Here is a 14,246-nt window from a genome sequence, read left to right on the forward strand (position 1 = left end):
TGGAATGGGAGCGAGACATCTCAGTTCGTACGCTTCGTCCAGCCGGCCCATGCCTTGTCCAGGGCGACCTGGGCGTCCTGCTGCGCCTTGTCGAGCGCCTGCTGCGGCTTGTCCTGGCCGTTGAGCACCCGGTTCACCGCGTCCTGCCAGGCCGTCTTGAACTCCTTGTCGGCCGGGTTGGCGGGGAGGCTGAAGGTGTGCTTGCCGGCCTCGTAGAAGGCCTTCACGCCGGCGTCCCAGACGGCGCCACCCGAGGTGAGCATCTTCTCGATCTCCGCGTCGGCCTGGACGTTGCCGGTCAGGACGCCGGTGAACGGCTTGCCCTCCGCCTTGCGCTTGTCCAGCCGCGCCTGGGCGGCGGCCTTCCAGGTGCCGACGAGCGTCATGGTCTTGGCGAACCGGCAGGCGGCCGCGGCGTTCTTCGACCCCTTAGGGATCGCCCACGAGGAGCCCGAGGAGAAGGCCAGCGGCTGGCCCTGCGGCGTACGGAAGGTGTCGAACACCAGGGGCGCCTTGGGCGAGACGTCGTTGAGCACGTTGACCTACCACTGCTCCATGGGCATGGCGCCCAGCTGGTTCTTGGCGAACTGGTTGCCCTTGCCGAAGAAGTCGGCGGAGTCGCGCAGGGCCTTGACCTTCGCGAAACCGCCCTGCTCGTCGTAGATGCCGACGGCGAACTCCAGCGCCTTGACCACCTGCGGGCTGTTGAGCTGCGCCTTTTTGCCGTCGGCCGACAGCAGGTCGGCGCCGTTGGCCTTGGCCCACAGTGGCAGGAACTCCGGCAGCTTGCTGTCGTAGCCGATCACCGTGAGCTTGCCGCCCGGCGCCTTGTACAGCTTCTTGGCCGCGGCGGTGACCTTGTCCCAGCTGGAGCCGTTGACGTCGTCGATCGTCAGCCCGGCCTGCTTGAGCAGGTCGCCGTTGGCCATGGTGATCTGGACCTGGTTGAACTCGGGGATGGCCCAGATCTCGTCGCCGAGCGTCACCTGGCTGAGCGCGTCCTTGTCGTACATCGAGGTGTCGATCTGCTCGCCCTTGACGCACGAGGTCAGCGGGATGATGGCACCCCGGGAGGCGAACGTGCCGATCTCGTCGCGGTTGGCGTAGATGATGTCCGGCGGGTCACCCGCGGCCACCGAGGAGAGGAACTGCTGGATGTCCAGGTCACCCTCGATCAACTTGATGTCCGCACCCCCGAGCGCCTTCTTGGCCAGGTCGACGCGGGTCGTCCCGATCTCGTCCGTCGCACCGAAGCCCATGACGGAGATGGTGCCCTGGAATGTGGCGCTGGGGTTGAACTGACCCGCCGACGGGGTCGCCGACGCCCCGCCGCCGGTGCCCTTGGCACATGAGGTGAGTGCCAGTGCCAGGGACACTGACAGGACGGACCAGCGGACGAGTGGGGTTCTCATGGGGGTTTCGCCTCCACACACTGATCAAGCGGGGCATCAGGCATGCTGATGACGGCCACGTGGCGTCCGGCCAGTGTGGCAACGTTCACACATCTGAGAACGTACCCATACCGCTGAAACCCCGTCAACCACTCATTTCACAGCGTTTCAGTGTCGTTAACCTCGCTGAGCGGTGTGGAACACGTGCCTTCTTTCCCAGAGCCCCTTCCCACACGCGCTTTACGCGACCCGCCATCCCCGGCACAGAGAAAGGGCCCGGTCTCAGAGACCGGGCCCTTTCGGGGGAAGGCGCCTTCGGAGGGGAGGGAGGCGCCTTCAGGGAGGGGACGTCAGTGCTCAGTGGCCTTCTCCGCACCGACACCGGTGAGGGAGCGGACCTCTATCTCGGCGTACTTCGCGGCGTTGTACTCCTTGCTGAGGATCGTCCCGAGCCACCCGCACAGGAACCCGAGCGGGATCGAGACGATGCCGGGGTTGCTCAGCGGGAACCAGTGGAAGTCCACACCGTGGATCAGCGCCGTCACCGCGGTCCCGGCCGGGGGCGCCGGCGCGGAGACGACGGGCGAGAAGATGACCAGGATCAGAGCCGACCCCAGGCCGCCGTAGATGGCCGAGACCGCGCCCGTCGTGTTGAACCGCTTCCAGAACAGGCTGTAGAGGATCGCCGGCAGGTTGCCGGAGGCCGCGACGGCGAAGGCCAGGGCGACCAGGAAGGCGACGTTCTGCCCCTGGGCCAGGATCCCCAGGCCGATCGCGATGGCGCCGATGACCAGGGCGGACACGCGGGCCACCACGACCTCCTGCCGCTCGCTGGCCTGGCCGCGCTTGAAGACGTGCGCGTACAGGTCGTGGGAGAAGCTTGAGGAGGAGGCCAGCGTGAGGCCGGCCACCACGGCGAGGATCGTGGCGAAGGCGACGGCGCCGATGAGGGCCAGCAGGATCGTGCCGCCGACCGAGCCGAAGATCTCCTGGCCGATCTTCTCGGCCAGCATCGGGGCGGCCGTGTTGCCCGCCTTGTCGCCCTTGACGATCGCCTCCTTGCCGACCAGGGCCGCCGCGCCGAAGCCGAGGACCAGGGTCAGCAGGTAGAACACGCCGATGATGCCGATGCCCCACAGGACGGACTTGCGGGCGTCCTTGGCGGTGGGGACGGTGTAGAAGCGGATGAGGATGTGCGGCAGGCCCGCGGTGCCGAGCACGAGGGCGAGGCCCAGGCTGATGAGGTCGATCTTGCCTGCCAGGCCCTGCGCGTCCGTGCCGTACTTCAGGCCGGGGATGAGGAAGTTGCCGGGGTTCGCCTTGGGGCCGCTGGTCGTGGCTGCCTGGCTGAGCAGGGACGACAGGTTGAAGCCGTACTTGCCCAGCACCAGCACGGTCACCAGCGCGGCGCCGCTCATCAGCAGCACGGCCTTGACGATCTGCACCCAGGTGGTGCCCTTCATGCCGCCGAAGACCACGTAAACGATCATCAGCGCGCCCACGCCGACGATCGTCCACGCCTTGCCGGACTCGCTGGTGATGCCGAGCAGCAGGCCGACCAGCGCGCCCGCGCCCACCATCTGGGCCAGCAGGTAGAAGATGCTGACCACGATCGTGGAGACGCCGGCCGCCGTGCGCACGGGCCGCGGGCTCATCCTGAACGCCAGCACGTCGGCCATGGTGAACTTGCCGGAGTTCCGCATCAGCTCGGCCACCAGCAGCAGCGCGACCAGCCAGGCGACCAGGAACCCGATCGAGTACAGGAACCCGTCGTAGCCGGACAGCGCGATGATGCCCGCGATGCCGAGGAAGGAGGCAGCCGACATGTAGTCGCCGCCGATGGCCAGCCCGTTCTGCACGCCGGTGAACGACCGGCCACCCGCGTAGTAGTCGGCGGCCGTCTTGGTCTGGCGGCTCGCCCAGAACGTGATCGCCAGCGTGCCGGCGACGAAGGTGAGGAAGAGGACCATCCCCAGGGTCGTGGAGCTCACTTGGACTTCTCCTCAACCTCGTGGCGGAGCTTGTCGGCGATCGGGTCGAGCTTCTTCTCGGCATGCCTGGCGTACGCCCACGCGATGAGGAACGTGGAGACGAACTGGAGCAGACCGAAGACGAGGCCGACGTTGATGTCGCCGAGCAGCTTGATCCCCATGAAGCCGCGCGCCCATCCGGACAGCACCACGTAGAGCAGGTACCACACGAGGAACGCCACGGTCATCGGGAACGTCCAGGCGCGGAAGCGCCGTTTCAATTCCTGGAATTCACTGCTCTCCTGCACTTGCTCATAGACCGATGCGTCATGTTCTCTAGTCGTCACGAGACCTCCACTGTGATGCGGATCACGCCCAACGTAAGAGCGCAACCTACCTGTCGTGGAGGTCCGTGGTGGCGTTGTTCGGCGAGCCGCTGAGGTCCGGCGCTTAGTTGGTGATGGCCTGCGGCGAAAGGTCCGTTCAGCGCGATGAGCGGTCGCTCATACCCTTCACCGCATTATGGGAGCCCCCATGCCGGAGCACTCGCGTTCGCCGGGACGTCCCTGGGATCCGACGGCCTGACGCCGCGCCGGGTGACCACCGCGGTCGCCCCCTTGCGCAGCGGGATCTCGATCGTTTCCGTCCCGCGGTACGGCAGCCGCCCGCCGCGCTCGTCATGGACCTCGATCGGGCCCTCGATGCCGTGCCGCAGCCGCAGCGGCTCGCCCGCCTCGCTGGTGACCCTGACCCAGTCGGTACGCCCCCGGCTGCGCGAGGCGTCCACCAGGAACGCCCCCTGCGTCCGCAGCCGCTCCACCGAGGCGTCGGCCCAGGTCGCCGAGACCCCGGGGAACACGCCGACCACCCCGCCGTGGCTCTGGATCAGCATGTCGAGCAGCGACTGCGCGGCGGCCAGCGGGCTCTCGATGGCGAGGTTGGAGCCTTCCCTGTACATGGTGTTGGGCGTGATGGCGCAGTTGTCGGCCACGTTCCCGTCGATGAAGAACCGCAGGTGGGACAGCGCCTCCTCAGGGTTGCCGAACAGCGTCTCCATGGAGGAGGCGGCGGCGAAGCTGTAGCCGTGCCAGCGCTCGCGCATGCTCGCCCAGTGCTCGAAGCTCGTCCGGTCGAGCGACTCGCGCAGCGGGTAGATCCAGAGCAGGTGCGAGTAGTGCCGGTGCGACTCGGCGAGCGGCACGTCCGCCCCGATCATGACGCCCTGCTCGTTCCTGTGGTACGGCGTCAGCCGGTCGAGGATCTCCCGCCACCGGGGAGCGAGCGGGTCGTCGACGCGCAGCCGCTCGACGGTGTCGAGGAGGGTCCGGCAGCCCCAGCGGATGAGCGAGAGGTCGTAGGTGGCGTCGGAGGCGTTGGCGTACTCGGGCGAGCGGGTCTCCGGCAGGTGCAGCTTCCCGTCGGTGCCCTCGACGAGGAACCGGTCGTAGTACGCGATCGCCCCCGTGAGGATCGGATACAGCACGTCCTTGAGCACCGCGGTGTCCATGCTGTGCCGGTGGGCGAGCCAGACGTTGTGCATGGCCCAGGTGAGGTTGCCCGTGTGGTCGTTCGGACTCACGCCGGGGATGCCGACGTAGCGCGGTCCGGGCCGCAACATGCGGTCGCCCGGATGGCACAGCGCCCAGGACTTCCCGTCGCGGTACCCGGGCTGGACGTTGAGCTCAAGATTCTCGTGATATTTCCGGAACGTGGTGGTGATGGCGTCCAGCTCCGGGTGGTTCGAGCCGTTGATCAGCGGATAGGCGACCTGGACGTTCAGGTTCCACCAGATGTTCGTCCAGCTGTTGCCCGCCTCGGGGAACCACGGCCCCCACTCGGTCACCACCGGGGCGTTCTCCCGGGTGGCCGAGGCCATCTTGTAGAGCTGGATCCAGTAGAACCGCTGCAGCTTCTTGTCCGGGATGGAGACCAGGCTGCGCCGGTAGAAGCGCCGCCACCAGTGCCGGTGCACCAGGATCTGCGCCTCCGGGTTGCCGTCGAGCACCTGGCGCACCGCGCGCACGGCCTCGTCCACGCCGGTGGAGTCGGGGTAGCCGTACACGATCGTGGCGGCGAGCAGGCGCTTGCCGCCCTGGCGGAGCTCGCGCCAGGCGGTGGTGTAGCCGCCGCCCGCGTGCATGGGCTGCTCGACGTGCCCGTCCGCGATCAGCGGGTCGGGGTTGGCGGTGTATTCGGGTGGGCGGCGGATCGTCCTGGTCGTGGAGGACGGCAGCGGCGTGAATGCCCAGGCCGCCGCCTCCTCCCCCGCGCTGGGCTCCAGCGACACGAGCAGGATGTCACGCTGGTTGAGCACGAGCGCGGTGAGGCGCACGCTGCCCTGCGAGGTCGTCACCGTGCCCGACAGCTCGGCGTGCTCCAGGTCCAGCCGCCAGTCCACGGCCGTGACCGCGCCGGCGAACGTCAGCGTGAGATAGCCGATGGGCAGCCGCGAGTAGCCGATCGCCGCCTCCCACTGACCCCGCTGGTCCTGCACGAGGGAGTGGTTGAGCATGAAGCGCAGCACGTTGCCCTCGCCGGCCCGCTGGTAGACGTGCGCGGCGAGGAACCCGTTGCCCAGGAACGGCCCCTCCTGCCAGCCGGAGGGCGGCCGCCGCCACACCATGGCGGCGTCGGCCAGGACGTCGCCGTGCACGTCCCCGCCGGGCGACGCCTGGGCCCACGCCACGGGCGAGGTCACCGCCACGGCGGCCGCCCCCGCGCCCGCCACGAACGCTCGGCGTGAGATGCCGGTCATCGGGGTCCCTCCAGGGAAAGTGCGAACAGGTGCAGCTGGGGACGGGTGAGCGTGGGCAGGGTCAGCGAGCGCAGCTCCTTGGCCGGGTCGAGGGCCGCCTGCACCACGAACAAGCCCACCCGCAGCGAGTTGGCGCCCGTGCGGCTGTGACGGTGGGTGCAGCGGAGCACCTCCATGGCGCCGGACCCGGGCTGGCCGCCCCAGTCGGGCATGACGAACGGCACTTCGGCGGTGGTGCCGTCGGTGTACGTGGCGGTCAGGGTGGAGGTGACGGCCCCTGAGCTGGCCGAGCCGAGCAACCGGACCTTGGCGTACTTCCCGGACGGCACGGTGATCGTCTGGCCCTGACCGGTGACGTTGTTCTTGGCGCCGTCGCCGTACGCGGGGAAGACGAAGTTCAGTCCCTCGTGGCTCAGCGGACCCGCGGGCGGCAACTCCTCGGCCGGATACGTGTAGCCGGACCCGTCGAAGTCGCCGTCCGTCATCGCCTCGTGCGTGGAGACGCCGTCGTTGTCGAAGGAGCCCGACAGGTCCACCGGCGTGGTGGGCCCGGGAGGCGGGATCGGCGGCAGCCCCCAGGCGTCCCCGGGCTTGCTCACGGCCACCGGTCCGATGACCGGGCCGGGCCTCCGGCCCGTGTGGACGAGCACCTCGCCGCCCTTGCCGAGGGCGATCTCCACGACGCCCTCGCCGAGGTCCTTCACCGAAGCGGCACGCCCGTCGGAGAGCACGGCCGTGACCGGCCCGTCCAGGCCGTGCTTGAGCCTGAGCGGCGCCCCCGCCAGGCTCCTGACCCGGATGAAGGACGTACGGCCGCCCTTGCGCACCGCCGAGACCAGGAACGCGCCCTGGGTCCTGAAGTCGTGAACGGCGACGTCCTGCCACGACGCGGGAATGGCGGGGAAGACCCGGACGATCCCGCCCCAGCTCTGACAGAGCATGTCGTGGATCGACTGGGCACCCGACAGCGGCGTCTCGATGACCGGGCCGGCCTCGGCGTAGTGGGTGTTGGCCTGGCACGGGTAGCGGCTGGCCGGGTCGAAGAAGCGCTCCAGGTAGGACAGGGCGGTGTCGCCCCGGCCCATCATCGCGTAGAGCGAGGCGGCGCCGGTGTAGCTGTAGCCGCGGTGCGCGCTCGTCAGCGACTGCCAGTGGGCCACCGACTTCTCGATCAGCTCCCTGTGCTCGGGCTGGTCCCAGTTGACGAGGTAGAGGGGGTAGACCATGAGGAGGTGGGAGTAGTGCCGGTGCGACTGCGCGTACGGCGTGCTCGCCCCGATCATGAACCCGTTCGCGTCGGCCGGGTAGTCCACGAGCGTGTCGAGCACCTCCCGCCACTTGGCCTTGAGCGGGTCGGAGATCCCGAGCCGGTCCGCCGACTCGATCAGCGTCTGGCAGCCCCACCTGATCAGCGCCAGGTCGTAGTTGGTGTCCTGGGGCGGCGTGACCGGGTATTCGGGCGACAACGTGCTGGGCAGGTGCAGCCTGCCGTCCGCGCCCGCGGTCAGGAAGTGCAGGTAGTAGTTGATCGCCCGCCTGAGCAGCGGGAAGACCGTGTCGCGTAAGAGCTTGTCGTCCATGGTGTGCCGGTAGGTCAGCCACACGTTGTGCAGCGCCCACGTGAGGTCGCCCACCTCGGCGCCCGTGCCTGGCGTGCCGACGCTCCGGTTGGCGAACATGTCGGAGCTGCGCCCCACCCCCGCCGAGTCGGCCCGGTAGGCCTCCGGCACGTTGGCGACGAGCTGGTCGCGGTTGCGGTCGAGCGTGCTGGTGAGCGAGTCGAGCTCCAGGTGGTTGGAGCCGTGGATGAGCCAGTACTCGAGCTGCACGTTGAGGTTCCACCACACGGCGGGCCACGGGGTGGTCTCCAGCCAGGGGCCGCTGGTGGCCATGACCGGGCCGCCCGCCCGGCTCGCCGCGGCGACCTTGTAGAGCTGGATCCAGTAGAAGCTCTGCAGCCGCTGGTCGGGCAGGGAGACGAAGCTCTTGTTGTAGAAGTCGTGCCACCAGTCCCGGTGCCGCTTCTTCATGATCCCGTACGGCGGCGCGTTCCGGATCTTGCCGAGCGCGGTCTCCTGGGCCTCGGTCGCGGACGGGAAGCTGTGGCCCACGGCGACCAGGAGCGTCCCGCCCTTGACGCGGTAGGCGGTGGCGGTCTGTCCCCCGCCGGTGAGCGGCTGGAGCACCTGCTGCACGTCGCCGGCGGTGGCGGTGGTCCAGGCCGGGTTGGGCGTGTAGCCGCTGGGCGCGGCCTCGGAGGCCGATCGGGGGCTGACGGCGTCCTCGGGATGGAAGGTCCAGCGGACCTGCTCCTCCCCTTCGGCCTCGGCCACGGCGACGAGGACCTCGTCGTGGATGAACGCGGAGAAGGAGAGTTCGCCCTTGTCCGTGGTGATGGTGCCGGTGACCTCGGCGTCCCACAGGCTGAGCCGCCAGTCGACGGCGGTGATCGTGCCCACGGGGTCGAGGGTGACGTGGCCGACGGGCAGGCGGCAGGTGCCCCAGCCGCTGCCGAACTGGGGCCGGTGGTCCTGGACGCGGCCGTGCTGGACGGTGAAGCGGATCTTGTTCTGGCCGGGCTCCTGGTAGACCATGCTGCCCAGCAGCCCGTCTCCGAGGAACGGGCCCTCGTACCAGGTCCTGGGCATCCTGCCCCAGAGCAGGTCCTGGCCCCGCATGAACTCCGGCCAGGGCACGCGCTCCTCGAGGCGCCAGCCGGAGTCGTGTCGGGCCTCCGCCTGGGCGGCGGTGGCGGGGACGAGGGCGAGCGCCAGGCCGCCGGCGGCCGAGCCGAGCACGGCACGGCGGGACGGGTCATCAATGGGGGGTGTCATCGGGACTCTCCAGATCTCAAACGAGACATCGGATCTTTGGCCTTTATGACACCCAAGATGACCATAGTCAAGGGATGTCAGCCGAGATTCATCCGATGCATCACCCTTTCACGGCGCCCGCGGTGAGCCCTTCGACGATGTAGCGGCGGATGGCGGCGAACAGCACGAGCGTCGGAAGCACCGAGACCACGGTGGCGGCGGCCATCGATCCCCAGTCGATGTCGTACTGGGTGATGAAGGAGTTCATGGCGACCGGGATGGTCTTGGCGTCCTCGCTGTCGATGAACGTGATCGCCAGGAAAAGTTCGTTCCAGCACTGCACGAACGCGAAGATGAACGTGGCCGCGATCCCCGGCAACATGACCGGGATCACCACCCGGACCATGGCCACCAGCCGCGAGGCCCCGTCCACCTGCGCCGCCTCCTCCAGCGCGACCGGCACCCGCTCGTAGAAGCCCCGCATGATGATCGTGGCGAACGGCACCAGCATGGCCACGTACACGAGCATGAGCCCGGCCAGCCGGTTGAGCAGGTCGAGGTCGGACATCAGCAGGTAGAGCGGGCCGAGCGCGATGAACAGCGGGATCATCTGCGTGACCAGGAACGCCAGCATCAGCGCGCCCCGGCCGGGGAAGGCGAAGCGGGCCAGCGTGTAGCCGCCCAGCACGCCGATCGCGGTCACCGCGGCGGCCGCGACGAGGGAGACGAGCAGGCTGTTGAGCAGGTACGCGCCGAAGTCGGCGAAGGAGAACAGCTCCTCGTAGTGCTCGAACGTCACCTTGCCCGGCCAGTACTTGAGCGGCATCGAGAAGATCTCGGGCTTGGGCTTGAGCGAGGTGACGACGATCCAGTAGAGGGGGAAGAGGGTGATCAGCAGCCAGGCGGTCAGCACGACGGCCTTGGCTCCCGTCTTCGACACAGACGCAACTCGTCTCATCTGGCCTTCTCGAATCTCGTCGCGTTCAGGTAGAAGACGCTGAAGGCCAGCAGCAGGCCGAGGATGAGCAGGCCGACCGCGCCCCCGCGGCCGTAGTCGCCGCCGATGACCTGCTGGATGAGGAAGGTCGTGATGATGTCCGTGCTGCCTGCGGGGCCGCCGCCGGTCATCGAGTAGATGAGGTCGGGGAAGTTCAGGATCCAGATGATGCGCAGCAGCACGATCAGGGCCAGCGTGGGCCGGATGTGCGGCAGCGTGACGTGCCAGAACTGCCGCAGCCGCGAGGCCCCGTCCACCGACGCCGCCTCGTACAGTTCCTTGGGCACCGACTGCAGAGCGGCCATGATCATGATGGCGAAGAACGTGACGCCGTACCAGATGTTCGCCACGATCACCGACGTCATCGCCCACCCGGGGGTGGCCAGGAAGCCGATGCGCTGGTCGATGATCCCGGTCTTGAGCAGCAGGTCGTTGATCACGCCGAACTGCCCGTTGAACATCCACCGCCACAGCAGCCCGATCAGGAACCCGGACATGGCCCAGGGGAAGAACACCCATGCCTGGTAGAGGCCCCTGCCGCGGAAGTGCCGCCGCAGGAGCAGCGCGAGCCCGAAGCCCAGCACGAACTGGAAGAACAGCGACACGGCCACCCATGTGCCGGTGTTCCGCAGCGCCGTCCAGAAGCGGTCCTCGCCTAAGACGGCCCTGAAGTTCTCCAGGCCGACGAAGGGTGTGGAGGTGATGTCGAACAGGTTGTACCGCTGGAAGGCGATCACCGCGCCGCGGATCACCGGGTAGTACGTGAACAGGGCCACGAACACCACGCCCGGCAGCAGGCACAGCGCGATGAACCTGGCCCTGCGGACGCTGAAGATCCTCATGAGACCTTCTTGGCCTGGTCCGTCCAGAAGGCGTCCCACGACTTGAGCACGTCGGCCGTGGTCTTCTTGCCGGTGATCAGGGCCTGGACGTCACGGTCGGAGTCCACGAGGAACTGGCTCCAGCCCGGGTAGTCGACCGGCCTGATCGTGATCACCTGCTTGGGGTCCTGCTGGGCCTGCAGGTAGGCCTTCCACGCGCCCTGCGAGAACTGCGGGTCGCTCTGGGCCTGCTTGGAGATGGGGATGAGCGAGTTGCCCTTGGCGAAGGCGATGCTCTGCTTGGCCTCCGACAGGAACTGCACGAGCTTGACCGCCTCCTTCGGGTGCTTGGTGAACGACGTGGCGCCCCATCCGGCGTAGCCGACGGGCTGGAAGGCGTACCCGGACGGGCCCTTGGGGATGGGTGCCGTCGACCAGGCCGTGACGCCGCTCTCCTGGACCGTCTTGATCACCTCGGGGTCCTGGATGAGCATGCCGGTGACGCCCGAGGTGAAGCCCTGGACCATCTCGGGATAGCCCCAGGAGACGGAGTCGGGCGGGGACGTCTCTTTGAAGATCTTGACGTAGAGGTCCAGGGCCTGGGCGGCCTCGGGGGTGGAGAAGATGGTGCGCTTGTCCTTGAGATAGAAGGATTTTTCAGGATTCAGGGCTTCGCCGTTGTACGCGCTGATCATCATGACCGCGTAGTCCGCGCCGCCCTTGCCGCCCCTGAACGAGTAGCCGTACCGGTTGCCCGAGGTCAGCTTCTTGCCGGCCTCGTAGAGCTCCTGCCACGTGGCCGGGGGCTGGGCCATGCCCCAGTCCGTACGGTAGAAGATCGTGCGCTGGTAGAAGCCGTACGGGATCAGGTACGCCTTGCCCCCGACCTCGACCGCCTTCTTCTGGGCGAGCTCGGTCAGGTCCGGCCAGCCGGGCCACTGCGTGGTGGGCAGCTCGGCCAGCCAGCCGTTGTTGGAGAAGGACTTGGCCGTGTGGTCGCGGACTTCCAGCACGTCCAGGTCCTTCTTGGTCTGCAGGATCTGGGTGATCTTCTGGTCGGCGCTGTCCAGGGGCGGCGAGACCAGCTCGACCTTGATGCCGGGATTCGCCTTCTCGAAGTCGTTGAGCAGGGACTTGATGAGCTTCGTACGTTCGGGACTGGTCAAGCTCTCGATCATTCGGAGCCGTACCTCTCCCGAGGACGACGAGCCGGAGCCGCACCCGGCGAGCACCAGAGTGGCGGCGACGGCGGCCGCCAGGAAGGGCTTGGTCATGACGCCTCCCGCGTTAGACAGCGCTGTCAGTCACGCTAGGCGACCGACCCCCTCCAGCGCTAGACCGAGATCCTTGATCAACGTGTCCGCGGGCTCCAGGCCGACCGAGAGGCGGACGAGGCCGACCGGGATGCCCATCGTCGCCCGCACGCTCTCCTCGGTGGACAGGGCAGGCGCGTTCACCAGGCTCTCGAAGCCTCCCCAGGACACCCCAATCCTGAAATGTCGCAATTTATCGAGGAAACCTCCAACCTCTTCCTGCGACTCCGTGTCCAGCACGAAGCTGAACAGGCTGGAGAACCCCGACATCTGCCGCGACGCGATGGCGTGCCCCGGATGGGACGGCAGCCCGGGATGGTTCACCGCCCGCACGGCCGGATGCCCGCTCAGGAACTCGGCCACGGCCAGCCCACGCTCCTGGTGCGCCGCCATCCGTACCGGCAGCGTCCGCAGTCCCTTGATCACCTTGGCCGCGTCGTGCGGCGACATGGCGGCCCCGTACAGCTGGTACTCGGTCAGCGCCAGCGGCCTGATCAGCCTGGACGGGCCGGCGACCACGCCGCCGACGAGGTCGCTGTGCCCGCCGATGTACTTCGACAGCGAGTGCACGACGAGATCGACGCCCATGGTGAGCGGCTTCTGGAAGATGGGCGTGGACCAGGTATTGTCCATGACGGTCACCAGCCCGCGCTCCCGCGCCCACGCCGTCACTTCCGCGATGTCGAGCACGCGTAGGCCATGTAGGAGGGCGATTCGAAGTAGAGTAGGCGAGTGCTCGGCCTGATAGCGCTGTCACACCCCGCGAGGTCGCCCACGTGCGTATGCGTGACACCGAACTTCTCCAGGTATCGCAGGAACTGGGTGGTGGGCCCGTACACCGCGCCCAGCACCAGGACGTGGTCCCCGGCCTGCACGAGCGAGGAGATGGTGGCCGAGATGGCCCCCATTCCCGACCCGAAACACTTCGCCCGCTCACCTCGCTCGAGCGCGGCGAGCTTACGCTGGGCCAGATCGACCGTCGGGTTGGTCCCCCGCCAGTAGACGTACCGTTCGTCCTCGTTCCTGACGGCCTCGCCGAGCTCCTCCGCCGTCGCGAAGGTGAACAGCGAGTTCTCGAACACCGGCGGGTTGACCGCGCCCAGCATCCAGGGCTCGTCCTCGCCCATCCGGCCACAGATCCATTCGTCATCCATGGGGGCAGACTATGACAGCGAGGGAGCGCGGCCGCTTGGAGGGAAGCGGCAAGCCGACCATGGCTGATGTGGCCCGTCACGCGGGCGTGAGCCTCAAGACCGTCTCCCGGGTCGTCAACCAGGAGCCGCACGTCAGGGCCTCGCTGCAGGAGCGGGTGCAGGCGGCGATCAGCGCGCTCGGCTACCGTCGCAACGAGGCGGCCGCCCGCCTGGCCAGGGGCGCGACCATGCTGACGCTGGGCCTGGTGATGGAGAACATCTCGAACGAGTTCTACTCGCGCCTGGCGGCCGCCGTCGAGTCCGCCGCGGCCGAGCACGAGGCGCTGGTGGTGTTCGGCTCGTACGAGGAGAGCGCCGACAAGGAGCGCATGCTGATCGAGTCCATGTACGCGCGGGGCGTGGACTCCCTGATCGTCGTCCCCTCGGCCGCCGATCACGGCTGGCTGGCCGAGCACGCCTCGCTCACCACGGTGTTCGTGGACCGGGTCCCGCCCGGGCTCGAGTCGGCGGACGTGGTGCTGCTGGACGACGTGCGGGGCGGCCGGGCCGCGACCGAGCACCTGCTGGCCCGTGGCCACCGCCGGATCGCGCTGATCTCGGACGACGAGGGGGTGAGCTCGGTGCACGACCGCGCGACCGGCTACCGCATGGCGCTGCGCGCGGCCGGAGTGGCGGCCGACGACGCGCTGGTGGTGCGCGGGATCTTCGACCCGTGGCGGGTCTCGCACGAGGTCACCCGCCTCCTGGACCTCGCCGATCCCCCGACGGCCTTCTTCGCCACCAACAACCGCGCCGCGATCGGCATCCTCCAGGCGCTGCGGGAGCGGCCCGAGCGGCCCGCGTACGTGGGCTTCGACGACTTCGCCCTAGCGGACGTCTTCAACCCGGGGGTGACGGTGGTCCGCTACGACACGACCCGCCTGGCCCGCAGCGCCGTCGACCTCCTGCTGAACCCGTCGCCGTCACCGCGCCGCGTGAAGGTCCCGGTCGAGCTCGTGGCGCGCGGCTCCGGCGAGCTCCCGCCCCCCTGAC

Annotated in this window: 10 protein-coding genes and 1 pseudogene; 1 reads left to right on the top strand and 10 read right to left on the bottom strand. The window is 68.5% G+C overall.

Annotated features, from left to right (window positions below; translation table 11 throughout):
• Positions 1-20 precede the first annotated feature (20 nt).
• The 10 genes and pseudogenes from ACQPWU_RS39705 to ACQPWU_RS39750 form a co-directional block, all read right to left on the bottom strand.
• A complete protein-coding gene (locus tag ACQPWU_RS39705; RefSeq protein WP_433430822.1) occupies positions 21-536 on the bottom strand; it encodes a hypothetical protein in 516 nt (171 codons plus the stop codon).
• A gap of 6 nt (positions 537-542) precedes the next feature.
• Positions 543-1,412, bottom strand: a complete 870-nt coding sequence (locus ACQPWU_RS39710) for an ABC transporter substrate-binding protein (RefSeq protein ID WP_433430823.1) — start codon at positions 1,410-1,412, stop codon at positions 543-545.
• Between the two features lie 329 nt (positions 1,413-1,741).
• A complete protein-coding gene (locus ACQPWU_RS39715) occupies positions 1,742-3,361 on the bottom strand; it encodes a solute symporter family protein (protein ID WP_433445402.1) in 1,620 nt (539 codons plus the stop codon).
• Positions 3,362-3,378: 17 nt separating this feature from the next.
• Positions 3,379-3,708: a DUF485 domain-containing protein gene (locus tag ACQPWU_RS39720; protein ID WP_360697349.1), complete on the bottom strand. Its 330-nt coding sequence runs from the start codon at positions 3,706-3,708 to the stop codon at positions 3,379-3,381.
• A 173-nt stretch (positions 3,709-3,881) separates the two neighbouring features.
• Entirely contained in the window at positions 3,882-6,116 is a 2,235-nt protein-coding gene (locus tag ACQPWU_RS39725; protein ID WP_433430824.1) for a glycosyl hydrolase family 95 catalytic domain-containing protein, read from the bottom strand.
• Complete coding sequence (locus tag ACQPWU_RS39730) at positions 6,113-8,950, bottom strand: glycosyl hydrolase family 95 catalytic domain-containing protein (protein WP_433430825.1); 2,838 nt, start codon at positions 8,948-8,950, stop codon at positions 6,113-6,115. The genes ACQPWU_RS39725 and ACQPWU_RS39730 overlap by 4 nt, the downstream gene beginning before the upstream one ends.
• Positions 8,951-9,050: 100 nt before the next feature.
• Positions 9,051-9,887: a carbohydrate ABC transporter permease gene (locus ACQPWU_RS39735; RefSeq protein WP_433430826.1), complete on the bottom strand. Its 837-nt coding sequence runs from the start codon at positions 9,885-9,887 to the stop codon at positions 9,051-9,053.
• Complete coding sequence (locus ACQPWU_RS39740; RefSeq protein WP_433430827.1) at positions 9,884-10,768, bottom strand: carbohydrate ABC transporter permease; 885 nt, start codon at positions 10,766-10,768, stop codon at positions 9,884-9,886. Before ACQPWU_RS39740 ends, ACQPWU_RS39735 begins: the two co-directional genes overlap by 4 nt.
• Positions 10,765-12,021 (bottom strand): ABC transporter substrate-binding protein, encoded by a 1,257-nt coding sequence (locus ACQPWU_RS39745; protein WP_433430828.1) that lies wholly within the window; start codon positions 12,019-12,021, stop codon positions 10,765-10,767. Before ACQPWU_RS39745 ends, ACQPWU_RS39740 begins: the two co-directional genes overlap by 4 nt.
• A gap of 30 nt (positions 12,022-12,051) precedes the next feature.
• Positions 12,052-13,214, bottom strand: a pseudogene (locus ACQPWU_RS39750) (trans-sulfuration enzyme family protein).
• An 11-nt stretch (positions 13,215-13,225) separates the two neighbouring features.
• Here ACQPWU_RS39750 and ACQPWU_RS39755 point away from each other — a divergent pair.
• Entirely contained in the window at positions 13,226-14,245 is a 1,020-nt protein-coding gene (locus tag ACQPWU_RS39755; protein ID WP_433430829.1) for a LacI family DNA-binding transcriptional regulator, read from the top strand.
• The last annotated feature ends 1 nt before the right edge of the window (position 14,246 follow it).

Origin of the sequence: Nonomuraea sp. CA-141351 (genome assembly GCF_050944675.1) — a bacterium.
GTDB lineage: Bacteria > Actinomycetota > Actinomycetes > Streptosporangiales > Streptosporangiaceae > Nonomuraea.